The sequence below is a fragment of the Aeromonas sp. ANP5 genome, from assembly GCF_963870295.1.
Classification (GTDB): Bacteria; Pseudomonadota; Gammaproteobacteria; order Enterobacterales; family Aeromonadaceae; genus Aeromonas; species Aeromonas veronii.
This window is the reverse complement of sequence record NZ_CAWMRY010000005.1, coordinates 77,478-100,860: the sequence shown is the minus strand read 5'-3', so window position 1 is coordinate 100,860 and position 23,383 is coordinate 77,478. Positions and strand designations below refer to the sequence as shown.

The window sequence follows — 23,383 nt, the reverse complement described above, 5'->3', positions numbered from 1 at the left end:
CCCGTTTGCGTCAAGGATGGGAGCAGACGGGGCAGTCGGGGCGTTTGGGCAGCTTCATCTCGCGGAAGGTGCCACCGAGGCCGTCGATCATCAGCAGGCGGCCGCTGTAGCTTTTGCCCATGCTGGCCAGGATCTTGATGGCTTCAAGTGCTTGCAGGCTGCCCACCAGACCCACAACGGGGGCGAGTACACCGGCTTCGACACAGGTGAGGGCCTGTTCGCCAAACAGGGCGCTGAGGCAGGCGTAGCAGGGTTCATCTTCCTGCCAGGTAAAGCTGCAGAGCTGACCCTCCAGCCGGATGGCGGCGCCACTGACCAGCGGAACCCTGTGTCGGCGTGCCTTTTGGTTGAGCTGGTTGCGAATGGCCAGGTTGTCGGTGCAATCGAGCACCAGCTGGTGCAGGGGCAGCAGGGTATCGAGCAGCGCCTCATCGGCCACGGCAGCGTGGGTCTCCACGTTGAGCCAGGGATTGAGGGCACGAAGCGACTGCGCTGCTGAGTCCACCTTGTAGTGACCGATGCGCTCATCGTTGTGTAGCACCTGACGCTGCAGATTGGAGAGCTCCACCTTGTCGAAATCGACCAGGGTGAGCTGGCCAACCCCGGCCACCGCCAGATACTGGCTGGCGGCGCAACCAAGGCCACCGGCGCCGATCACCAGCACACGGGCCTGCTTGAGCGCCTCCTGTCCCTCGAAGTCGAAGGATTTGAGGATGATCTGGCGGTTGTAGCGCAGCAGTTCGGCGTCGCTCAGGATCTCGCTCACAGCAGCAATCCCCCGAATGGCTCCACGGTCACCGTCTCGCCCGCGGCGACGCGGCCCCGTTCCCGTTCAAGAACGATGTAGCAGTTGGCTCGCGACAGGGAGCTGAACACGGCGGAGTCCTGCGAGCCGGTGCTGCGCACCTCGAGGCCGTTTGGTCCCTGACTCAGAATGCCGCGCTGGAAGTCGAGTCGGCCCGGGCTCTTTTTGAGTGGCTCGGCCGCAATGGCTTGTAGCTGGAGCGGGCGCTCGAAGTGCTGGCCCGCCAGCTTGGCCAGCGCCGGTTGCACCAGCTGATCGAAGGTGACCATGGCGGAGACAGGGTTGCCCGGCAGGCCGAAGAACCATGCATGGGGCAGGCGGCCAAAAGCAAACGGCTTGCCTGGCTTGATGGCCAGCTTCCAGAAGCCAATCTCGCCGAGCTCGTCCAGCAGTTGTTTGGTGAAGTCCGCTTCCCCCACCGAGACGCCGCCGGTGGAGATGAGCACATCGGCCTCTTCATCGGCGCGGATAAAGGCGGCGCGTAGCTGGGCGGGATCGTCCGGGATGATGCCAAGGTCGAGGCAGTTGCAGCCCATGCGCGCCAGCATGGCCCGCACGCCGTATCGGTTGGAGTCATAGATATCGCCGTGGGCAAGCGGGGTACCGACCGGTTTGAGCTCATCGCCAGTGCTGAAGATGGCCACTTTCAGCGGTCGGCGCACCGCGACGGTAGCCACGCCGAGGGAGGCCAGCAGTGGCATCTCTCTTGGGGTGAGGCGAGTGCCGGCTGGCAGCACGCAGGCGCCCTTGCCGATATCGCTGCCGGTGCGGCGGATATTCTGGCCCGGTTCGGGTTGTGCCAGAAAAGTGATCCGATCGCCGTCGGCCTGCGTTTCTTCCTGCATCACCACCGCATCTGTGCCTGCGGGGACCGGGGCGCCGGTCATGATCCGCACGCAGTGGCCAGCGGGCCACTCGCCATGATAGGGCTGACCGGCAAACGCCTTGCCCGCCATGATGAGCGGGGTGCCGCTGGCGAGATCCGCAAGGCGCACGGCATAACCGTCCATGGCGGAGTTGTCGAAGGGGGGCACGGCGAGGGGAGAGGCGATGTCGCTGGCAAGAACCCGGCCAAGGGCCTTTGGCAGGGGCAGTTGCTCGCTGTCGCAGCAGCAGGCGAGTTGTTCCAGCATCCCTTGCAGGGCATCGCTTAAGGGGAGTAGTCCGCTGGTATCAAATCCCATCGTCATGACCTCTTTCTATGATTGAAGGCGGGATTATCACAAAAATCCCCGGGGATGGGCAGGTTATCTCAAGGATTCTCGGGGTAATCGGCGCTGAAACGGGGTGAGATGGCCATAAAGTATGAGGTGACGCACAAGTTGACTTGAATCTTGGCGGTAATGGCCGTTTACTATGCCGCCATAACAGATGGCCGTTACATCCCGAGTGGGGGCCATTAAAGCGATACCGTCGGCCCTGTACGCCGCCATAACATAAGGGGTTGCTCCTTGAGCTGCCCTCACAGTCCCTGAGCGTGGGAGAGAAGATAATGACAACCTTAAGTCCGGAAGCCTTGCTGGTCAGGGCTGCCCTCGAAGCCCAGGGACTGGAAACCCCCCTGGTCACCAACGAGCTGAACAGCCAGCAGAAGCGGGAGAAGATCGAAGGCCATATGCGCTCCATCATGGAGACGCTGGGGCTGGATCTGACCGATGACAGTCTGGCCGAGACGCCGCACCGCATCGCCAAGATGTACGTCAACGAGATCTTCTCAGGCCTCGACTATTCCACCTTCCCCAAGGTGACGGTGATCGAGAACAAGATGCAGGTGGACGAGATGATCATGGTGCGGGACATCAGCCTCACCAGCACCTGCGAACACCACTTCGTCACCATCGACGGCATGGCCCATGTGGCCTATATCCCTCGTGGCAAGGTAATTGGCCTGTCGAAGATCAACCGCATCGTGCAGTTCTTTGCCCGCCGTCCCCAGGTGCAGGAGCGGCTGACCCAGCAGATCCTGCTGGCGCTGCAGACCCTGCTCGGTACCAAGGATGTGGCTATCAGCATCAAGGCGACCCACTACTGCGTCAAGGCACGCGGAGTGATGGACTCCACTTCCTATACCACCACCACCTCCCTCGGCGGGGTGTTCAAGACCCAGCCCGATACCCGGGCCGAGTTTCTCGGTGGCCTGCGCGGATAAGATGGCGGTTGTTTTGTAACCGCCACGCTGAATAAACGAGACGCCAGCAGCCATTGCTGGCGTTTTTATGGACGATAGCCAGAGATGGCGAGCCTGTATCGACCACTTTCTCTATTTTCGTAAGCGAATATTTCATGTTCGTGATCGAACGCTCAAAGTGTGAAAATCCTGACTGGTAGCTCTTCGGAACCAACCTGTCCCCTCTTAAGATGCTTGCCATTACCAGCAGGGCATCATTTACAGGTTGGAGTCGCCGTGTTTCGTTCAATCAAACATCAGGTCATGTTTTTTGGTGGCTGTATTTTACTGGCTACCGTGTTGAGTGTGGTCGGGTATAGCTATCTGTCTCTTGCGACTATGCAAGGTGGTATTCAGGGCGAAATGCGTGAGACAACACGTCAGGATGCCGGACGATGGCTAATGGCTCTGGCTGGTCAACAAGCCGGCGAGATTGCAGGCACCTTTGAACAAGCCCTTAATACAGCAGAGACACTTGCCGCCATGCTGGCTGGCAATGTTCATCAACCCAGACCATTGGACCGGGCTACCGTGACTGCCTTGCTCAAGGATATTGCTGAACGGAACAGCGACTTTCTCAGTATCTACAGTGGTTGGGAGCCTAATACCTTTGATGGTCAGGACAGTGCGTATTTGACTGACGGGGTACATAGCCAGACCACTGGCAACTTTGCCCCCTACTGGAGTCGTGGTCCAGCCGGGTTCACCATCAAACCGTTGGGCGACTACTACAGCAAGAGTTTGAGCAAGACCGGTATCCGGGCATCGGAATGGTATCTCTGTCCGATGGAGAGCCTGGCCGCCTGTGCTGTCGACCCTTCCGTTTATACCGTGAATGGCCAACCGACGCTGTTGACCTCTTTTGTTGTGCCCGTTCTGGATCAGGGCCGCTATCTGGGGATGGTCGGGGTCGACTATTCCCTCAATTACCTGCAACAGTTGGCCAAACAGGTAAGTGGCCAGGTGTTCTCTGGCCAGAGCCGGGTCAGGATCATCAGTCCACACGGCATCATCGCCGCGGATTCGGCGCAACCTGATGTGATCGGGGGGCGGCTTGAAGAGTCTGGCTTGATGGATCTGCTCAACAAGGGAGAGGCCAGTAGTCAGCAAGTTTCGGGTCAGTTGCGCGTGCTGGTGCCAATCCATCTTAAAGGGGTCACTAAAGCCTGGGGGATCATCATTGAGGTGGCTGATACGGCGCTGTTTGCAGATGCTGATCAGGCTGAACAGGCGAGAGCCGCTGATTTCAGCGAGAGTTTGTGGATGCAACTGCTGGTTGGGATCGTGGTGGCATTCCTTGGTCTTGTCGGTTTGGCCTGGGCTGCCGGATCCATCTCGCGCCCGGTACAACAGACCGCCAGCATGGTCAGACGTCTTTCTGCCGCCGGAGGGGACTTGACCCAACGCCTCAATGTGATGCGTAAAGATCAGACTGGCGAGTTGGCTGAGGGGATCAACCGGTTTGTCAGCACTATTCATCATATTGTGAGTGATACGGCACAAAGTGGCCGCGACTTGCAGCTAGCTGCCCACCAATCTGCCGAGCTGGCTCAGCAAGGATTGTCCAATAGCCATCGACAATTGGAAGAGATTGAACTGGTTGCAGCAGCCATCCACGAAATGGCCTCGACGGCGGATTCCGTCTCCAGCAGTGCACAGATTACCGCTGATGCTGTAGATGAGACCCGCAAAGCGGTGCATAGAGGTCAGCATGTGGTGAGTAATTCCGCTAGTGGTATCCGTGAGCTGAGTGTGCAAGTAGATGTGGTGGCACAGCGGATTGCCGAGTTGCAGCAACAGGGTCAACAGATCGGTGCGATTCTCGATGTGATCCGTACAATTTCGGAACAGACCAATTTGTTGGCTCTGAATGCAGCGATTGAGGCCGCTCGTGCCGGGGAACATGGTCGGGGGTTTGCGGTGGTTGCGGATGAGGTCAGGGGGTTGGCGTCCAAAACCCAGGCTTCAACCAAAGAGATCCAGGGCATGATCGAGCGCCTTCGTCAGACCACGGCAGAAGCTGTGAGTACCATGGGAGAGGGGAAAAACTTGAGTGAGCTGGCATTGCAGGATGCAGAGCTTGCCGTGACCGAGCTTGCGACGATAGTTATGTCGGCAGACCGGATCCAGGATATGGCGACCCAGATCGCCAGTGCGGCAGAGGAGCAGTCCAAGGTCACCGATGATATCAGTCGAAATGTCAGCAACATTCATGAAGCGGCAACCGCATCGACCCGTTTGACTAACCAGCAGGATGAACAAAGTCAGCAAATGCATAAGTTAGCCAGCGATGTGATGGACAAGATTGGGCGCTTCCGCTATTAAGTTTTCACTCCTTTATAGTTGATCTTTCATCCAAATGACCCCGGTTTTGAACGGGGTCATTTGAGTTGCTTTAATTTTAATCACAAGACTCTTTCCGAACCGCAATAATCCGGCTATTCTACCGCCCCTCTCGGCTCTCGCTGCCGCTCATGGAATTCAGAGATATTCATCAAGGTTGGATGGTGCGCCACTGAACAGGTGGCCAGATAGTTCATGTCAGGAGGGCGTGAACCGGACGAGTGCTACGAATTTAACGACCACCAGGATATCCCATGAATACCAGTACCATGACCATAGGTAAAAAACTCACCGCCGGCTTTGCCGTGCTCGGTTTGATGGTCGCCTTTATCGGCGGTTTTGCCCTTGTCCAGTTTGGCAACATGAATGATGTTGCCATCCGGTTTACCGACAGCATCTTGCCTGCGGTCAATCGCACCAGCGCGATCGGGGATTCTCTCGGTGAGCTGCGTCGTTATGAGCTGGGTTATTTCGTGGTGGCTGCCGAGCCGCTGAAAAGGGCTGAATATCGGAATATTGCCAGTCAACAGCTTAACTCGATCGCGCAGCAGCTGATTGCCCATGACAAGACGATCTGGCCTGAGGATGTGGCGGAGCGCCGTACCTTCGATACGGTGAAATCTGACTGGGATCGTTACGTCGCCCTGCACCAGCGAGTCAAACAGCTGCAAGACAGCGATCAGCTTGCCGAAGCCCAACGCATCTTCCTTGAAGAGGGGGTTCCCCTTTACACCGCGCTGAGCAAGTCAGTGGCCTCCCTTATCCAGATTAACCATGGTTATGCGTCTGAATCCCGCAGCGATATTGTCGACTCTTATCAATCCGCCAATCTGAGTGTCACAATCGCGCTGGTGATTGGTCTGATCCTTGTGGTGGTGCTCTCCGTGGTACTGACCCGCCAGATCCGCGACCCGCTGATCATGCTGGCCCGTCAGGCCCAGCGTATTGCCAATGGCGATCTGGGTCAGGGCGAACTGCAGCAGTGGATCCGTGACAGCCGCTTCAACCGCGATGAACTGGGTCAGCTGGGCTCCGCCATCAACCGGATGCAGGGCTCCCTCTCCGATCTGGTGAGCGAGATCGCCGGCTCCGTGAGCCAACTCAGCAGCGCAGTGGAGGAGGTGAGCGCCATCTCCAGCCAGTCCGCCAGCGGCATGGCCATCCAGCAGAACGAAGTCTCCCAGGTGGCGACCGCCATGAACGAGATGCAGTCCACCGTCAATGAAGTGGCCCGCAACACCACGGATGCCATGAGCGCCGCCAAGGATGCCTCCCGCACCTCTGCTGCTGGCAGCGAAGTGGTGCGCAGCTCCATTGCCAGCATCGAAGAGGTGTCGGTCAAGATTGAGCAGGCTGGCACAGTAGTGCAGCAGCTGGAGGCCGACAGCGCCAACATCAGCGTGGTGCTGGATGTGATCCGCGATATCGCCGGTCAGACCAACCTGCTGGCCCTTAACGCAGCCATCGAAGCGGCCCGTGCCGGTGAGCAGGGTCGTGGTTTTGCGGTCGTTGCGGATGAAGTGCGTTCATTGGCCCAGCGTACCCAGGACTCGACCGCCGAGATCAGCAAGATGATCGAGCTCTTGCAGAGCCGCGCCGCCGAGGCGGGCAACGCCATGCAGCTGAGTCGTCACCAGATGCAGGAGAGTGTCGGTCTGGCGCGGGATGCCGGTACCAGTATCGAGACCATCAATGGTGCCGTGGTGCGCATCACCGACATGAACACTCTGATCGCCACCGCCACCGAAGAGCAGAATGCGGTGACCGAAGAGCTCAACCGCAGCATCGTCAACATTCACAATGCTGCTGACGAGAATGCCCAGGGCGCTCATCAGATCGCCCAGGCTTGCGTCGAGCTGAGCAAGCTGGCCAACACCCTGCACCATATGACCCAGCGCTTCACCCTCTAAGGGTTGATGCATGGATAACAGAAGGCCCCGCCAATTGGCGGGGCCTTGTTGTTTCTGGTGTTGTGGAAGGGCTCAGCTCAGGCCGACTATCTCGCCGTTCTCATCGATATCGATATGGCGATAGGCTGGCAGGCTGCCCAGCCCCGGCATGGTCATGATGGGGCCCGCCAGCGCATAGACGAACCCGGCACCGGCGCAGAGCTTCACCTCGTCGATGGGCACCTCGAAATCGGTCGGCACTCCTTTGAGGGCTGGGTCGTGGCTGATGGAGAGCGGCGTCTTGGCCACGCAGATGGGCAAGTGATCCCACCCTTCGGCGGAGAGCTGGGCCAGCTGCTGGCGGGCTTTGTCTGAGAGCTGCACTCCGCGACCGCCGTAGCCGCACTCCACCAGGGTCGCCAGCTTGGCATCGAGGCTCGCCTCGTCGGGGTAGAGCAGTTTCACCTTGCCGGGTTGCTCACAGGCGGTGACCACGGCACGGGCCAGCTCGCTGGCACCGGCACCACCCTGGGTGAAGGCGTTGGAGATGGCCGCACCACAGGCACCGGCTTGCTGCGCTTCATGGGCCAGCAGCGCCAGTTCGGCCTCGCTGTCGGTGGGGAAGCGGTTGATGGCGACCACCACCGGCACCCCGTAGCGGCGGGCGTTCCTGATATGCCAGGCGAGGTTGGCGCAGCCCTGCTTGAGGGTCGGCAGATCTTCCCCTTGCAGGCTGGCTGGCAGCGGCTGGCCCGGGCGGATATCGAGCAGGCCGCTGTTGGCCTTGAGGCCGCGCACCGTGGCCACCAGCACTACGCAGGCGGGGGGAATGCCGGATTGGCGGCTCTTTATATTGAAGAACTTCTCCAGCCCCATGTCGGAGCCGAAACCCGCTTCGGTCACCACGTAATCGGTGAGGCCAAGGGCGATGCGGTCGGCGATCACCGAGGAGTTGCCGTGGGCGATGTTGGCAAAGGGGCCGGCGTGTACCAGCACTGGTGTTTGCTCGGTGGTCTGCATCAGGGTCGGTTGCAGCGCATCTTTCAGCAGCACCGTCATGGCGCCCGCTACTTCCAGCTGTTCGGCGGTAATGGGCTTGCCGTGAATATCGCGGGCCAGCTGGATGCGGCCGATGCGCTGGCGCAGGTCTTTCAGATCGCTCGCCAGCGCCAGAATGGCCATCAGCTCGGAGGCGGCGGTGATGACGAAGCGATCGCTGCGCTCCACACCATCGGCAGCACCCCCCTGTCCAATCGTGAGGTGGCGCAGTGCGCGGTCATTCATGTCGAGGGTGCGTGGCCAGAGAATGTTGTCAGCATCGATATCGAGCCGCGGCAGGCCGGTTTTGGCGCTGAACTGGTCGCCGAGTTTACGCTCATGGAACAGGCGGGCATCGAGGGCTGCCGCCGCCAGATTGTGGGCCGCCGTCAGGGCGTGAAAATCGCCGGTGAGGTGGAGGTTCATCTCCTCCATCGGCACCACCTGGGCGTGGCCGCCACCGGCTGCGCCCCCCTTGACCCCGAATACCGGCCCGAGGCTCGGTTGGCGGATGGTTGCGATGCTGGGCTGGCCGATATGGTTGAGCCCCATGGAGAGGCCAAGGGTAGTCACCGTCTTCCCTTCACCGAGCGGGGTCGGGGTGATGGCGCTCACCAGTACCAGCTTGCCGCTCTGCTTGGGTTGAGACGTGAGCAGGTCGAGGCTGAGTTTGCCTTTGTAGTGGCCATGAGGGCTGAGCTGGTGCTGGGGGATGGCGAGGCGTTCGGCCAGCGCGTGGATTGAGAGACGGGGGGACTGGCGGGAGATCTCGATATCGCTTAGCATCAGCACCTCGTTGGCATATCGGGGTAAAATATGCGGCGCAGTCTAGTGGAATATAACGGGTAATCCAATGACGAAAACGATTTTATTTGGTGAGGGTGAGGTTCGTCAGAATCCTGTTCGGCTGGATCTCAACGCACTCTATCATCCCCCCAAGCAGCCGATGACGGCGCTGGGGATTGTCAGCGCGCTGGTGCCGTTGTTCGGTTTCGGCTGGCAGGCGATGACCCAGGACCCCGAAACCCAGCTGCGCCACGAGATCCGCAAACGGGTCAACAAGCACAAAACCGACGAGGCAAACCTCATTTTGATCCTGCAGCTGGCCGCCATGTTTGACTGCCCCGAGATTGAAGTGGCGCTCCCCTATGCCCTGAGTGAGCAGCAGTTGTCGGTTGTCCGCACCCGTTTGCCCCGCTGGCAGTTGCACCCCGAGCAGGAGCGTCTGCTAGCCAAGCTCACCCCTGTTGCCGAATCCACCACCGTACTCGACCAGCGTTAGGTTTCAAGCCGGGTCAGCAGGCCGGACAGTCAGGCCGTATCCTCTGCTCTGGCAATCATGCCGGTTTATCCCACTGCTGCGGGGCGAGATAGCGCTCCTGCACGAACTCGATAAAGCAGCGCACCTTGGCCGAGACGAAGCGGCGGTGCGGATAGACCGCATAAAGTCCCACATCTCCCTTGTCCCACTCCGGCAGCAGGCTGACCAGCTGCCCTGACCGCAGCGCCTCCCCCACGATAAAGGTGGGCTGCAATATGATGCCCTGATCATCACAAGCGGCGCGGGTCAGCGCCACCCCGTTGTTGGCCCGCAGCGGCCCCTGTGGCCGGATGCTCTGCTGCTCGCTTCCCCGTTTGAAGTGCCACTCCGGCTGGGTCAGGGTGTAGATCAGACAGTCGTGCTGCTTGAGATCCTCGGGTTTTTCCGGTCTGCCCTTGCGTGCCAGATAGGCGGGGCTGGCGCAGAGTTCGACCCGAATGGTGGCAAGTTGGCGCGCCACCAGCGAGGAGTCGCTGAGGTGGCCGATCCGCAGCGCCAGATCGAACCCCTCTTCCACCAGTGCTACCCGCCGGTCGCTGTACTCGATATCGAGTTTGAGATCGGGAAAGCGCTGGCGAAACAGCGGCAGGGCGGGGGAGAGGTGCAGATAGCCAAAATCCATCGGCACCGAGAGCTTGAGGGTGCCGTTGGGCTGCTGGTTGTGGTGGGTCAGCTGGCTGTGGGTCTCTTCCAGCTCAGCCAGCAGGGCGAGGGAGCGCTGGTAGTAGAACTGCCCCGCTTCGGTGGGATTGACCTGGCGTGTAGTGCGCGACAGCAGCCGGGTGGCGAGGGACTCCTCCAACTGCTGCATTAGCTTGGAGGCCATGGCGACCGAGATGCCGAGCTGGTTGGCGGCCTTGGTAAAGCTCTGGCACTCCACCACCTTGATAAAGGTACGCATGGCGGCGATCTGGTCCATTTTCCATCCTCAGTAAATAATGAATTTAATAAATCACTGATTATTCATCTTCAGAACGAGGTTAGCATTTTAACCACTGATGTGAACCCCAAGATGAAGGAACGAACGGATGAAAATGACCAAGGCTCTGCTGGCCTCCTGCCTGTTTATGGCTACCCCTCTGATGGCGGCGGATTACGATGTGGATGCGGCGCACACCACGGTGCAGTTCAAGGTGGGTCACCTGGGCTTCTCCGAGCTGGTGGGTCGCTTCAACACCTTCAGCGGCACCTTCAGCATGGATGACGCCAACCCGGCGGCCGCCAAGGCGAGCTTTGAAGTGGATGCCGCCAGCGTCGACTCCAATCACGAAGCCCGCGACAAGCACCTGCGCAGCCCTGACTTCCTCGACGTGAAGCAGTATCCCAAGATGACCTTCGTCAGCTCCGCTTACGAGGGCACCAAGGATAAAGGCGTGCTGAAAGGGACCCTGACTCTGCACGGCGTCTCCAAGGAAGTGGCCTTCGATCTGGTCAAAATTGGTGAGGGCAAGGATCCCTGGGGCGGCTACCGCAGCGGCTTCAACGCCTCCACCACCATCAAGCGCAGTGACTTTGGCGTGAGCTACATGCTGCCCGGTATTCCGGACGAGATGAACATCAACCTGTTTGTTGAAGGCGTGCGCAAGTAATGGGCGCGGAACTTCTGCTGCAAACCCTGGCGGCTCCTCTGGGAGCCGCTTTGCTATCGTGGCGCTGGCCGCGACTGGGGTATCTGTGGGGCGCGCTGGCGCTCTGGCTGGTGGGATCCTGGCTCGGCGGCCTCTATGGCATGCCGGAAAAGGCGTGGCAGTGGCTGCCGCTAACCCTGCTGGTCCCCGCCATCGCGGCTCAGGTGAGCGACCTGCGCGGTTCGCTGCTGCTCTTTGCCGTGTTCAGTGCGCTGGTGTGGTGGCAGGGATTGGCCTCGGTACTGGCGAGCGAACCCGGGATCTGGCTGGCGCTACTGCCCGCCATCCTCTGGTTTGGCTGGAGCACCTTGCGCGGTGACAGCCGCGAGGGGCTCGGGTTTGCCCTCGGCTTTATCTGGCTGGCGCTGGTGATCGGCATCGATGGCAGCCTGCTGATTGCCCAGCTGGCCGGTGCGCTGGCCGCTTTCGCCGGTTTTCGCGCCCTGCTTGCCACCTTTGTTGGCATCAAGGTAGCCCCAGCCGGTCTGGCGCTGGCCCTCGCCTTCGTCCAGTTGCTGGCCTGGCAATATGTGGAGGTGCCGCTGGTGGTGTTGCTACCGGTCTGGTTGCTGCCGCTGCTGGAGTGGGTGTTGCGTGACAAACCTTGGCCAGTGCGTTGGGGTGGGCTGATCTTGCTCGCCGCGGCGGGAACCGGGCTCAGCCTGTGGTGGGTGTGGCCTGCTGCTTCTTTGTACTGATTTTTGCATGAAAAACAGGCAATTACAGTCATTTTTGCATACCCGCTCATACTCTTGGCAGATAATGATTGAGCCACCTATGTGTTTCAGATAAAAAGGTTTTTCATTTTATTTGGACACACACAGAACCCGGCCGCGCCGGGTTCTGTTTGCCTGCTTTGCGGCACATAAGGAGGCCACAGTTGCGCAGTCAAGGATCTGAGCATCTGTTTTTTCGCCATTTCACCGGACAGGGACGTATCGATGGTCTCTGCATTTTGTTGGTCACTCACCTGCTTCCCGATCGCCCCCATTTTATCGAAGCGCTTTCCCGGATTGGGCGGATTGGCGCCATTTTACCCAAACCGAAATCGGTACATGGCCCGACCCTGGAGTGGGTATCCCAGCACTATCCGGTGCTGCCCCTCAACCGGCGCTGGACCAATGATCCCGACAGTATCATCCAGCAGATTGCACCTCTGGTGGCCCCCCACGAGCGGTTGCTGATCCTCGATATTGGCGGTTACTTTGCCAAAACCCAGGTGATCTTGAGTGAATACTTCGGCCCCCGTTTCCTCGGGGTGGTGGAGATGACCGAGAACGGCCACCAGCGCTATGAGCAGGAGGTGCTGGCGACCCCGGTGGTGTCGGTGGCACGAAGTCCCCTCAAGCAGGCCGAGGATATCCAGATTGGTTTGAGCGTGGTCTACTCCGCGGAGTCGCTGGCTCGTAACCTCAACCGTACTTTCAACGTCTGCGAAGCCGTGCTGTTTGGCTATGGCAAGGTGGGGCGCAGCATCGCCCGCGACCTGCGCTGTCGCAACCTCCATCTCGGGCTGGTGGAGACCGATGTGCTGCGACAGGTCGAAGCGCTCTCTCACGGTTTTCGCTTGATCACCAAGGCCGAGGCGTTGAGCCGCGCCGAGCTGGTGATCTGCTCTACCGGCAACGGCTCGCTGGATTTGGCGGATCTGCAGGCGCTGCGTCCCGGCACCATGGTGGCCTCGGTCACCTCGGCCGACGACGAGTTTGCCTTCTCGCTGGCCCAGTTGCCGTGGCCGAGCGAAGAGGTGTGCCCCCATGTGCTGGCCCTCAACCGGCCGGATGGTACCCAGATCTACCTGCTCAACCGGGGCGAGGCGGTCAACTTCGTCCATGGCGCCGTGATTGGCGAATATGTCTATCTGGTGCTGGCGGAGATCATGGAAGGGATCCGGATGCTGGCGGCAGGCCCTCTTGCTCCCGGCCTGTTCGAACTGCCAGAATCGGCGATGCGTACCATTGCCCGCTATTGGCTGGCCGATTTTCATGGGGTTGATCAGCACTGATTTGACCAAACCGGGATCGGCCATTGGGCGGCAGTACGCCACTTCCCGCCATTGTCGCTTTTTTATGGAGTCACTCATGATCGAGTCTGAAACCCTGGTCAGCAAACCCCGCATCGAAATCCGCTACTGCACCCTCTGTCGCTGGATGCTGCGCGCCGCCTGGCTGGCGCAGGAGCTGCTCTCTACCTTCGACAGCGATCTGGGGGAGGTGGCGCTGGTGCCGGCCAGCAAGGGGGAGTTCCGCATTCTGGTGAGCGGGGTGCAGGTGTGGGATCGGGTGGTCGATGACGGCTTCCCCGAGGCCAAGGAGATCAAGCAGCGGGTGCGTGACGTCATCGCCCCTGAGCGGGGTCTCGGCCACTCGGATCGCAAGGCGGCCGACTAACGCCAGATGGGCCGAGCGCCTCGAAAAGGTGCTGAGCATGAGAGCGAAAGGAGAGGGAGGCGATGGCCTCTCTCTCCTTTTTTGCCTTTGGCTATTTGCCTGGCTCCAGCAGGGTTATAAGCGCGGCTCGGCCAGATGACTGCCGATATAGCGGGCCCGCTTGTGGGACTTGATGCGGCTCACATCGACCCATACCAGCCCGTCGATGCAGTGGTTGAAGTCGGGGTCGATGCCAAAATCCATAAACTGGACGCCGCCCGGCTCGCACAGCTCGGAATACTGCTTGTAGAGGGTAGGGATGGCGCAGCCCAGATTGTCGAGGCGGGCCTTGAGAGCTTTGAGGTCGGCGCCGTAATCCAACCCCTCGAACAGAGGTTGCGTCTCGGGGTAGGGACGGCGGGAGGGGGCCAGCGCCAGCTCGGGGGCAAAGTGCTGGCGGTAGAAGCTCACCAGCAGATCCTTGGCCGCCGGCGGCAGGCTACCGGAGAGCGACACAGGGCCAAACAGGTAGCGGTAGCGGGGATAGCGGGCCAGATAGGCACCGATGCCGAACCAGAGATAATCGAGCCCCCGCTTGCCCCAGTAGGCGGGTTGGATAAAGCTGCGGCCAAGCTCGATGGCCTGCTCCAGTCGGGGCAGCAACTTATCCTCGAAGCCGAACAGGGTGTGGCTGTAGAGACCATCCTTCCCCTTGCTGGCCAGCAGCTCCGCCACCGGGGCAAAGCGGTAGGCGCCGATAATGTCGAGTCGGGCCGGATCCCAGAGGATCAGGTGGTGATAGTCGTTGTCAAAGCCATCGAGATCCCGCCGCTTGCCAGACCCTTCCCCCACCGCGCGAAATGCGATCTCCCTCAGCCGCCCCAGCTCGCGCAGGATCACCGAGTGGCTCAGTTCGTGGCGGCGGTAGAGGTAGATCCCCTGACCATCCGGGGTGGTGCCGAGCTGTTCGCAGCTTTCGATGGCCTGTTTGAGCTGGCGGCGATCCTCCGGCAGGGCGATGGGGGCCTCGGTCTGCAGCCGTCCCGCCTTGCCACGGCCAATCCGGTAGAGGTGGTTGCGCACCAGCCGCGCCGCCGTCTTGGCTGGCAGCTCCTGAAAACTGCCGAGCGGAATGCGCGCTCCTATGGTCACCGGCAGGGTCTGCCCCTGCTGGCGAAACAGCTGGCGCACCAGCAACAGGGCGGAGGCGGGCTTGTTGAGCCAGGAGGCGAGATAGAACCAGAGGCTGTTGCGCCCTCCCAGATGGATGGGCACCAGCGGGGTGCGGGTGCGCTGGGCCAGCTTGATAAAGCCTGCCTGCCAGGGGCCATCTTTCACCCCCTTGAGGCCAAGCCGCGAGACTTCGCCTGCGGGGAAGATCACCAGCGCACCTTCATGGGCGAGGTGCTCGTTCATGGCGAGGATGGCCTGTCGATCGGTCTTGCCCTCCATATTGTCCACCGGCAATAGCAAAGGGCGCAGCGGCGCGAGCTGGGCCAGCAGCTGGTTGGCGACGATCTTCACATCGGGGCGGATGCGACCGAGCAGTTGCAGCAGCGCCAGTCCATCCAGCGAGCCGATGGGGTGGTTGGCAACAAGAATGACCCGGCCGCTGGCGGGAATATGCTCCAGTTGCGCCTCGCTGACCCGATAGTCGAAATCGAGCTGGGTCAGCGCCTGCTCGACAAAGTCGAGGCCGCGCAGGTGCGGGTAGCGGGCGGCAAAGTCGGCAAAGGCACGTTCGTTGAGCAGCCAGCCCAGCAGCCGCTTTAACAGCGGGGTGAGCAGGGGGTAGCCAAGCAGGCGGGGGAAGTGCTGGGTCAGCAGGGTATCGATAGTGAACATCTGGGGGCTCCGGCGATCCGTTGCTCCCAGCATGATGTGACACTGTTCCCGCAACATGTCAGCGGGATGACAGTTTGATGGCAGCGGCAGCCAGTAGCTCCTGAGCGACCCTCCCCGGTTTACCTTTCTTGATGGGTGATGGCCAGATAGCAAGGGGGGGGCCGGTTGACCGGCTTCCCCCTTGGTTGTCATGGTAATCGATTAACCGCGCCAGGCTGCGGTGAGGCGCACCAGCTCCACCAGGGTGGCGACCGATTTCTCCATCGATTGCAGCGGGATGAACTCGTGCTTGCCGTGGAAGTTGTGGCCACCGGTGAAGAGGTTGGGGCAGGGCAGGCCCATAAAGGAGAGGCGGGCGCCATCGGTACCGCCGCGAATGGGCTTGATTTTCGGCACCACGTCGGCGGCTTCCATGGCGGCCTTGGCCAGCTCGACGATATGCATGTGCGGCTCAATCTGGCTGCGCATGTTGCGATAGCTGTCGGCCAGGGTCAGCTCGATGCGGGCCTTCGGATACTCGGCCTGTAGGGCGGCCACCCGGCTCTGCATCTCGGCCTTGCGTGCGGCGAAGTGCTGGTCGTCGAAGTCACGGATGATGTAGTGCAGGGTGCTCTCCTCCACGGTGCCGCTCATCTGGGCCAGATGGAAGAAGCCCTCATACCCTTCGGTGCACTCCGGGGTCTGCTCGGCAGGCATGGCGGCGTGGAAGCGGGCGGCCAGGGTCTGGCTGTTGATCATGCTGCCCTTGGCGGTGCCGGGGTGGACGTTATTGCCGATAAAACGCACCGTGGCGCTGGCGGCGTTGAAGTTTTCATACTCCAGCTCGCCCAGTTCGCCGCCATCCACGGTATAGGCCCACTTTGCCGGGAATCTCTCCAGCGGGAACAGGTTGGCACCGCGGCCGATCTCTTCATCCGGGGTAAAGCCGACCCAGATATCGCCGCGGGGGATCTCGGGGTGGGCCTGCAGGTGGTCGATGGCAGTGAGGATCTCGGCGATGCCCGCCTTGTCGTCGGCGCCAAGCAAGGTGGTGCCGTCGGTGGTGATGAGGTCTTGACCCAGATAGTTTTTCAGGAAGCGGTAGTCACGGATGGCAAGCACCTCGTCACCCTTGCCAAGGCAGATCTCTCCGCCCTGATAGTTTTCGATGATTTGCGGTACTACGTGCTCCGCCTCGTAGTCGGCGGTGTCCATGTGGGCAATCAGGCCGATGGCGGGGGCGTCCGGCTGGTTGCCCGGCAGGCAGCCGGTGAGGTAGCCGTGCTCATCCAGAGTGACCCGGGTTAGCCCCAGCGCCTTCATCTCTTCTTGCAGGGCACGGGCAAAGATCAGCTGGCCTTCGCTGCTGGGGCAGGCTGGATTGGTCTCATCGGAGCGGGTATGAAAAGTTACGTAACGCAGAAAACGCTCAAGCAGGGTATCCATTAGTCAGCCTCTAACCGATTGTGAGCGGCCATTGTGGCCAATCCGTGCGGGGCACTCATTGCGTCAGCGCAGGTTTTTCCCATTTTTTGACGCAAGGGGAGAGCGGCGAATGTGCGGCGCGCGGGGCAACGTCCGGGAGGGAGATCGCATAAATTTTGCATTTATTACGATATTTAGGCGCTGGCGGTGGCGACCAAATTCCCCTCAGCGACCGCACAGCAAGGCGTCAGCCCAACCATGGCGTTTTCGCACACTTTTCAAGGGGAAACCGGGCTGTCGCATAACCTGCGCCATCCCAGAGCCTGCCTGCCCGCCAGCAAGATTTGATCGACTTATTAAAAGGGGATTTTGAACACTATTTTTTATTGTCACTGCCCGCGGTAAGTGTGTACACTCCGCGCCGATCCAAGGGCAACCCTGAAGCAGGCAGAGCCGCCAGAAACCCGACCGATCATACGCCTATAGGGCGAGGCACGCAGAAACGACAGACACTGCTGGGGAATGGTTTCTTTAATACCGGTTAGGCTCCGGTATCAGGGAGAACAACAGACTCTCATCCTTCATTTGACCGAGTGGGCCACCGGCTCATCATCTTCCCTTGTCATGGGCGGTCACTGACGGTGAGGTGGGCTGTGGTTGTTGTCGTCTATCAACACGCATGCGTGCTGGCGCCTTCGCTTCTCTTCCTTGGAACCCTCTCCTTCTGTCGGGATCGCTGCCGAATGATGAACTGACGGCGTGGCTGATGTCGTCTGTCATCAAAGTACCGCGGCGCTACGGCATAGTGGCACCGCATACCGTTGAGCTTGATGTAAAGCCACCAGCCCCACATCAAGACTCGTTACTTCCCCAAGATCCACCAGGCAGCCTCTGGCTTGCCGCGATGTGCAAAGGGTTGGTTTGGGTGGCTGCGTCTCGTGATGGCAGCGCTCGCCGTACTCTGCACTAGATGGTCTGGATGTGATTGAGGGTAACGAAGGCGACTTTGGGTCGCTCATTTGCGAGGCATAGCCCATGACTAACTGGTCCAGCAAGGACTCCTTGAAGGTCTACAACGTTCCCTACTGGGGTGCGGGTTTTTTCAATATCAATGACGCCGGTCATGTGACCGTCGCTCCCGACAAATCACGCCCTGACGCGCATATTGTGCTCTCTGACGCCATCGAACAGTTGCGTCAGTCCGGGCTGACCACCCCCGTGTTGCTGCGCTTCCCCGACATTCTCAAGAGTCGGGTCGATGCGCTGTTCAACGCCTTTGGTCAGGCCATCGAGAAGTCAGGCTATGAAGGGGACTACCTCTGCGTTTACCCGATCAAGGTAAACCAGCAGCGTCGTGTCATCGAGACCATCAGCCAGTCCTACAGCGACAAGCCCCGGCTTGGCCTGGAAGCTGGTTCCAAACCGGAACTGCTGGCCGTGCTGTCCCATCACCATGAGCAAGGCTCGGTGATCGTCTGCAACGGTTACAAAGACCGCGAATATATCCGCCACGCCCTCTTGGGCAACCTGATGGGCCACAAGGTCTACATCGTGGTGGAGAAGCCCTCCGAACTGGAAATGGTGCTGGACGAGTCAGCTCGTCTCAACATCAAGCCCAACATCGGGGTGCGTGCCAAGCTCGCTTCCACCGGCTCCGGCATGTGGGAATCGAGCGGTGGCTCCATGTCCAAATTTGGTCTCTCCGCCTCCCAGATCCTGGCGCTGATCGAGCGTCTGCGCGGGCTGGGCAAGCTGGATTGCCTGCAACTGCTGCACTTCCATCTGGGCTCCCAGATCGCCAATATCCGCGACATTCAGGGCGGCATCCGCGAGTGCGGCCGTTTCTACGCTGAACTGCGTCGCCTCGGTGCCAACATCGAAGTCGTGGACGTCGGTGGTGGCCTGGGTGTGGACTACGAGGGAACCCGTTCCCAGAGCCACTGCTCCGCCAACTACAGCCTCTCCGAGTACGCCAACAACGTGGTATGGGGCATCGGCGATGTCTGCCGCGAGTTCGACCTGCCGCACCCGACCATCATCAGCGAGTCTGGCCGTGCCCTGACCGCTCATCACGCCGTGCTGGTTACCAATATCATTGGTGCCGAAGGGGTGGAGATGAACGACATCAGCGCGCCGGACGAAGATGCGCCGACCATTCTGCAGAACATGTGGAAAGGCTGGCTGGATCTGCGCAGCGAAGATCCCTCCCTGCTGGAGATCTTCCATGACTCGGTGGCAGATCTGGGTGACGTGAATACCCAGTACACCATGGGCCTCTTGAACCTTGAACAGCGTGCCTGGGCCGAGATGCTGCACCAGAACACCTGTCTGGCACTCAAAGAGCTGCTCAACCCGGTCAACCGCAACCACCGTGCGCTGGCTGACGAGCTGAGTGAAAAGCTGGCGGACAAGTGCTTTGCCAACTTCTCCCTGTTCCAGTCCCTGCCGGATGCCTGGGGTATCGGTCAGGTATTCCCGGTGATGCCGCTGGCCGGTCTCGATCGTCCGCTTAGCCGTCGCGGTATCCTGATGGATATCACCTGTGACTCCGACGGTCAGGTCGAGCACTATGTCGACGGTCTGGGGGTCGAGAGCACCCTGCCGATGCCGGTCTACGGCGAGAACGAAGAGTGCCACGTCGGCTTCTTCCTGGTCGGTGCCTATCAGGAGATCCTCGGCGATCTGCACAACCTGTTCGGTGACACCCACTGCGCGGAAGTGTGGCTGGACGAAGAGGGCAAGATGGACATTCGTAACGTGGTGCGCGGCGACACCGTCGACCAGCTGCTGCGTTACGTCAACATCGACCCGTCCGTGATCCGCGAAAACTACCAGCGGATCGCCGCTCACCCGGCGCTGGACGATGCCACTCGCAAAGCCCTGCTCGACGAGCTGGAGCTGGGCCTGCAAGGCTACGCCTATCTGGAAGACGAATAAGCGCCCGCGCTTGACGTTCGCCGTGAAGGCATAAAAAAGGGAGGCATTTGCCTCCCTTTGTTCTATCGGTTCCTCCTGTGGCGGTCAGGTCTGCGAGCTCAGCGCCTTGTGCAGATCCCGCTGCAACTGCTGATTGTCGTCTCTTTGCAGCTCCACAATACCCAATTGCAGTCCCTGCTCGATGGTGAGCGACCCATTCAACATGGCGTTGATGGCGGCTTCACTCAGCAGCATCACCCGGTCTTTTGGGTTTGGGCCGCTGGTGTGCAGCTGGAGCAGTAGGGACTCCTTGCCTCGTACTCTGGACCAGAGTCCTGAGTCGATAAGCAGGATGGAGATCCCGCCACCTACCCCTGCCTGCTGGAGTCGACTTTTGAGGGTTTGGAGCCATGCCTGGCTACGGGAGAAGCCGGCTTCGCCTGTCAGGGCTGCCAAGGGGGGCAATTGCTCACGACTCACCGCAGTCGCCGTCGCCATGGCAATATTGACCGTGCCGGGCCAGCTCTGTTCGAACGGATTGGGATAAAGGGCATCATAACCACAGCTCTGCCCCATCCCGGGGATGAGGCAGAGCAGTACCATGCATGCGCGCAAGGTGCGTTGCATCATGGCGTCACTATGTTGAACCAGAAGTTGAACTTGTCGAGCAGGCTGATGAAGTCACTGAACTTCTGCTGATCACCCTCGATCTTGATCTCGCCGTTGGCGATCTTCTGCTCCATGGTGCCCTGTCCGAGCTGGATATCATCCAGCGTCTTCTTGCTCAGGGTAATGGTCACATCAGGCTTGGCGGCATAGCGGGTTGTGTGGTTGAGCACCGAGTTCTCCAGACTCAGGGTATGTTTCTCCCCGATGTCGGTGAACGCCATGTTGATGACCATCTTCTTGCCCGCCGCTTTCTCGGGATTAATGCGCACCGAGAGATAGTCAAACAGCATGCTGGGGCTCATGGCCCGGATGGTGTCCGGTGAGGCGGTGACTGTTCCGCCAACATTGGGAACGCCATTGCGCAGCTCATAGGCGCCTTGCAGATAGACGGAGCGCCACGGGCCGGATTCAGCCTGATAGCCCAGCTGCTCCAGTGCATCTGCCAGCAGCAGCTTGCCCTCTGTGTTGTTCGGGTTGGCAAACACCAGATGTTTGAGCACTTCTGCGACCCAGCGATATTCCCCCTTGTCGAACGAGGCCTTGGCTTTTTTCAGTACCTCCTGCTCGCCCCCCATGAACTCGATATATTTGGGGCCGACCATTTCTGGGGGCAGGTTGTCGAGATCGGAGGGGTTGCCGGAGTACCAGCCCATATAGCGCTGATAGATGGCGCGGCTGTTGTGGCGCAGGGTGCCGTAATAACCGCGGTTCGGCCAGAAGTCGTTGAGCTCGGGGGGGAGGGTGATCTGCTCGGAGATCTCCTCGCCGGTGTAGCCCATGTTCATAAGGCGTACCGACTGATCGTGGATGTATTTGTAGAGGTCACGCTGCTTCTTGAAGTAGTCGACTATGTTGGCATTGCCCCAGCGTGGCCAGTGGTGACTCTGGAACTTGACCTCGGCCTGATCACCCCAGGTTTCGATGGTCTCGTTGAGAAAGCTGGCCCACTTCAGCGCATCGCGCACCTGGGCTCCGCGCAGGGTGAGGATGTTGTGCATGGTGTTGGTGGTGTTTTCGGCCATCCACAATGCTTTGCTGTCCGGGAACCAGGTGTTCATCTCGGCCGGGGCTTCGGTGCCCGGGGTCATCTGGAAGACCATCTTGACGCCATCGACCGTCAGCGTCTCACCGGTTTTGGTGATAAAGCGGGTTGGCAGCAGCAGCGAGGGCACGCCGGTGGAGGTGGTTTGCCCCAGACCGCCATTGACGCCCCCCTGCGGGTTACGCGGCAGCAGGGCGCCGTACATGTAGACGGCGCGGCGGGCCATGGCATTGCCGGCGATGACGTTCTCCGACACCGCGTGTTCGGTAAATCCTTCCGGCGCGATGATCTCGACGCCGTTCTTTTTCACCTCGTCCAGCGAGTTGAACAGACCGGCGGCACCGCCGTAGTGATCCACGTGGGAGTGGCTGTAGACCACCGCGGTGACCGGGCGCTCCCCTTGGGTCTTGTTGATGAAGGCCAGCGCCGCCTTGGCGGTTTGCGGGGAGATCAGCGGATCGAACACCACCCAGCCCTTGTTGCCTTCGATAAAGGTGATGTTGGAGAGATCAAAGCCCCGAATTTGGTAAATCTTGTCGGTGACCTTGAACAAGCCGTACTGCATGTTGAGCTGGGCATTGCGCCACAGGCTGGGGTTGACGCTGTCCGGCGCGGCCTTGTCGAGGCTGATGTAGGTCTTGTACTGCTCCAGATCCCACACCACGTTGCCCTTGTCATCCTTGATGGTCAGGGTCTCCGGTTTGGCGATAAAGCCACGCTGGGCATCCTCGAAATCCTGTTTGTCATTGAAGGGCAGGGTGGTGAGCACCTGCTGGTTTGCCTTGATGGTAAATTCGCTGGCAGGTTTGGGATCGATGACTGCCCAGGCGGGTTGCAGAAGCAGGGTGCCGGACAGCAATAGAGAGACGACCGTGGGTGCTGAAAACCTTGGTTTCATCAGAATTACTCCAGAGGTAGTTGTGTTGGGCGGCAGCGCTAAGTGTAGTCAGGAGATTGCAGCCTGCCGTATTTGAATTTGCTGAGCATAATTGGCAAGGTGTGTCAGAACTGGTAGTTGAACTCCAGTCGATAGGCGGCCTCCTCAATTCCGGCAATATTGTTCCAGTTGATGAAAGTTCTGAAGTTAAGTCGACCTGAGTATTGATAGGAAAGTGCGATCTCGTGATACAGTGCTGCACTTTCGCCATCACCAAAGGCATTCTCTTTATAAAATTCGGAGCCTGAAAGGGTATTGGCAAACATAGGGTTGTAATTCAACCACCACTTTTCATTAAGAGTTAGTTTGCTATACATGCCGACGAGATAAAATGTGCCAGGAATGGTATAACCGGCATCGATCTGTTTACGATTACTATCAATATATTGATTCATTTATATATTGGCACCAACTCCAGCCAGAGGATATAGCTGAAGCGGGCCCCAGGCAGGCAGTGCTTTAATCAGGCTATAGGAGATAGAGGCGTTCTGCTCGGCCAGATAACTTTCATCAAAGTTGTAGATGATATCCAGCTGGGTGCCGAGGCCGCTCTCGGTATTGATGGTGAAATTGCGCAGCCGCAGGCTGTCGAGGGAGTTGTCACGATTTTGATGATTGGACCAGTCCAGGCTTTCACCCATGATCCCTTTTGCCTCGATGATATTCATAGCCCGTTTGTTTTGGCTACCGCTGTCATATTGGTTGCCGAACTTCAGATTGAGACCATCGTCGCTAATGCCGCTTCCCCATTGGCTATATACCGCCAGTGGGTCAGACATATCCTGTAATGGTGCAGAATTGTCTGATGATTTGGCGATGACAGGCATAGCTACCCCTATACATAGGGGCAGGAGTATTTTTTTAATCATGTTATGGTGTTTTTATTTTGGTTAGTGAATGAGTGTCATCAGAAATATGATTAATCCATGGCGTTGATACGACATAAATTAATAGTGTGTCATCTGATAATCATATTTATATAAGAAAGAGAGGATGCCTCACTTTTTACA

Annotated in this window: 19 protein-coding genes; 9 read left to right on the top strand and 10 right to left on the bottom strand. The window is 59.4% G+C overall.

Features of this window, described 5'->3' with window-relative positions:
• Positions 1 to 10: 10 nt before the first annotated feature.
• Positions 11 to 766 carry a molybdopterin-synthase adenylyltransferase MoeB gene (gene moeB / locus AACT07_RS04825; RefSeq protein WP_069526761.1) on the bottom strand — a complete coding sequence of 252 codons (756 nt, stop codon included), beginning with the start codon at positions 764 to 766 and terminating at the stop codon, positions 11 to 13.
• Entirely contained in the window at positions 763 to 1,989 is a 1,227-nt protein-coding gene (moeA, locus tag AACT07_RS04820) for a molybdopterin molybdotransferase MoeA (protein WP_069526760.1), read from the bottom strand. Before moeA ends, moeB begins: the two co-directional genes overlap by 4 nt.
• A gap of 308 nt (positions 1,990 to 2,297) precedes the next feature.
• On the opposite strand from moeA, the gene folE reads away from it, so the two are divergent.
• The 3 genes from folE (at position 2,298) to AACT07_RS04805 (ending at position 7,225) form a co-directional block, all read left to right on the top strand.
• Positions 2,298 to 2,954 carry a GTP cyclohydrolase I FolE gene (folE, locus tag AACT07_RS04815; protein ID WP_005334419.1) on the top strand — a complete coding sequence of 219 codons (657 nt, stop codon included), beginning with the start codon at positions 2,298 to 2,300 and terminating at the stop codon, positions 2,952 to 2,954.
• A gap of 255 nt (positions 2,955 to 3,209) precedes the next feature.
• Positions 3,210 to 5,297, top strand: coding sequence for a methyl-accepting chemotaxis protein (locus AACT07_RS04810; RefSeq protein ID WP_083249916.1), 2,088 nt, complete (start codon positions 3,210 to 3,212; stop codon positions 5,295 to 5,297).
• A 272-nt stretch (positions 5,298 to 5,569) separates the two neighbouring features.
• Positions 5,570 to 7,225 carry a methyl-accepting chemotaxis protein gene (locus tag AACT07_RS04805; protein WP_064339754.1) on the top strand — a complete coding sequence of 552 codons (1,656 nt, stop codon included), beginning with the start codon at positions 5,570 to 5,572 and terminating at the stop codon, positions 7,223 to 7,225.
• Positions 7,226 to 7,297: 72 nt separating this feature from the next.
• Here the strand turns inward: AACT07_RS04805 and AACT07_RS04800 are convergent, their stop codons facing one another.
• Positions 7,298 to 9,028: a formate--tetrahydrofolate ligase gene (locus AACT07_RS04800; RefSeq protein ID WP_069526758.1), complete on the bottom strand. Its 1,731-nt coding sequence runs from the start codon at positions 9,026 to 9,028 to the stop codon at positions 7,298 to 7,300.
• 67 nt (positions 9,029 to 9,095) lie between these two features.
• On the opposite strand from AACT07_RS04800, the gene AACT07_RS04795 reads away from it, so the two are divergent.
• Complete coding sequence (locus AACT07_RS04795; RefSeq protein WP_069526757.1) at positions 9,096 to 9,524, top strand: hypothetical protein; 429 nt, start codon at positions 9,096 to 9,098, stop codon at positions 9,522 to 9,524.
• A gap of 55 nt (positions 9,525 to 9,579) precedes the next feature.
• On the opposite strand, the gene AACT07_RS04790 is transcribed toward AACT07_RS04795, so the two are convergent.
• Entirely contained in the window at positions 9,580 to 10,482 is a 903-nt protein-coding gene (locus AACT07_RS04790; RefSeq protein WP_069526756.1) for a LysR family transcriptional regulator, read from the bottom strand.
• Positions 10,483 to 10,591: 109 nt separating this feature from the next.
• Here AACT07_RS04790 and AACT07_RS04785 point away from each other — a divergent pair, with 109 nt between their 5' ends.
• The 4 genes from AACT07_RS04785 (at position 10,592) to AACT07_RS04770 (ending at position 13,581) form a co-directional block, all read left to right on the top strand.
• Positions 10,592 to 11,152 carry a YceI family protein gene (locus AACT07_RS04785; RefSeq protein WP_005334411.1) on the top strand — a complete coding sequence of 187 codons (561 nt, stop codon included), beginning with the start codon at positions 10,592 to 10,594 and terminating at the stop codon, positions 11,150 to 11,152.
• Positions 11,152 to 11,889 (top strand): hypothetical protein, encoded by a 738-nt coding sequence (locus AACT07_RS04780; protein WP_069526755.1) that lies wholly within the window; start codon positions 11,152 to 11,154, stop codon positions 11,887 to 11,889. Before AACT07_RS04785 ends, AACT07_RS04780 begins: the two co-directional genes overlap by 1 nt.
• Before the next feature lie 182 nt (positions 11,890 to 12,071).
• Positions 12,072 to 13,196, top strand: coding sequence for an adenosylhomocysteinase (locus AACT07_RS04775; RefSeq protein WP_069526754.1), 1,125 nt, complete (start codon positions 12,072 to 12,074; stop codon positions 13,194 to 13,196).
• Positions 13,197 to 13,272: 76 nt separating this feature from the next.
• Positions 13,273 to 13,581 carry a SelT/SelW/SelH family protein gene (locus AACT07_RS04770; RefSeq protein ID WP_069526753.1) on the top strand — a complete coding sequence of 103 codons (309 nt, stop codon included), beginning with the start codon at positions 13,273 to 13,275 and terminating at the stop codon, positions 13,579 to 13,581.
• Between the two features lie 114 nt (positions 13,582 to 13,695).
• Here the strand turns inward: AACT07_RS04770 and AACT07_RS04765 are convergent, their stop codons facing one another.
• Together AACT07_RS04765 and pepT are read right to left on the bottom strand one after the other, a co-directional pair.
• On the bottom strand, positions 13,696 to 15,405 hold the full coding sequence (locus tag AACT07_RS04765; protein WP_069526752.1) for a lysophospholipid acyltransferase family protein: 1,710 nt from the start codon (positions 15,403 to 15,405) through the stop codon (positions 13,696 to 13,698).
• A 201-nt stretch (positions 15,406 to 15,606) separates the two neighbouring features.
• Entirely contained in the window at positions 15,607 to 16,830 is a 1,224-nt protein-coding gene (gene pepT / locus AACT07_RS04760) for a peptidase T (protein WP_069526751.1), read from the bottom strand.
• A 1,014-nt stretch (positions 16,831 to 17,844) separates the two neighbouring features.
• On the opposite strand from pepT, the gene speA reads away from it, so the two are divergent.
• Positions 17,845 to 19,746, top strand: coding sequence for a biosynthetic arginine decarboxylase (gene speA, locus AACT07_RS04755; RefSeq protein ID WP_069526750.1), 1,902 nt, complete (start codon positions 17,845 to 17,847; stop codon positions 19,744 to 19,746).
• Positions 19,747 to 19,830: 84 nt separating this feature from the next.
• Here speA and AACT07_RS04750 read toward each other — a convergent pair whose 3' ends face one another.
• From AACT07_RS04750 to AACT07_RS04735, 4 genes are all read right to left on the bottom strand, one after another.
• On the bottom strand, positions 19,831 to 20,355 hold the full coding sequence (locus AACT07_RS04750) for a hypothetical protein (protein ID WP_005353417.1): 525 nt from the start codon (positions 20,353 to 20,355) through the stop codon (positions 19,831 to 19,833).
• Positions 20,352 to 22,334, bottom strand: a complete 1,983-nt coding sequence (locus AACT07_RS04745; protein ID WP_069526749.1) for an alkyl/aryl-sulfatase — start codon at positions 22,332 to 22,334, stop codon at positions 20,352 to 20,354. The genes AACT07_RS04750 and AACT07_RS04745 overlap by 4 nt, the downstream gene beginning before the upstream one ends.
• Positions 22,335 to 22,438: 104 nt before the next feature.
• Positions 22,439 to 22,768, bottom strand: coding sequence for a hypothetical protein (locus AACT07_RS04740; protein ID WP_139123732.1), 330 nt, complete (start codon positions 22,766 to 22,768; stop codon positions 22,439 to 22,441).
• Positions 22,769 to 23,200 (bottom strand): hypothetical protein, encoded by a 432-nt coding sequence (locus AACT07_RS04735; protein ID WP_139123731.1) that lies wholly within the window; start codon positions 23,198 to 23,200, stop codon positions 22,769 to 22,771.
• Between the last annotated feature and the right edge of the window lie 183 nt (positions 23,201 to 23,383).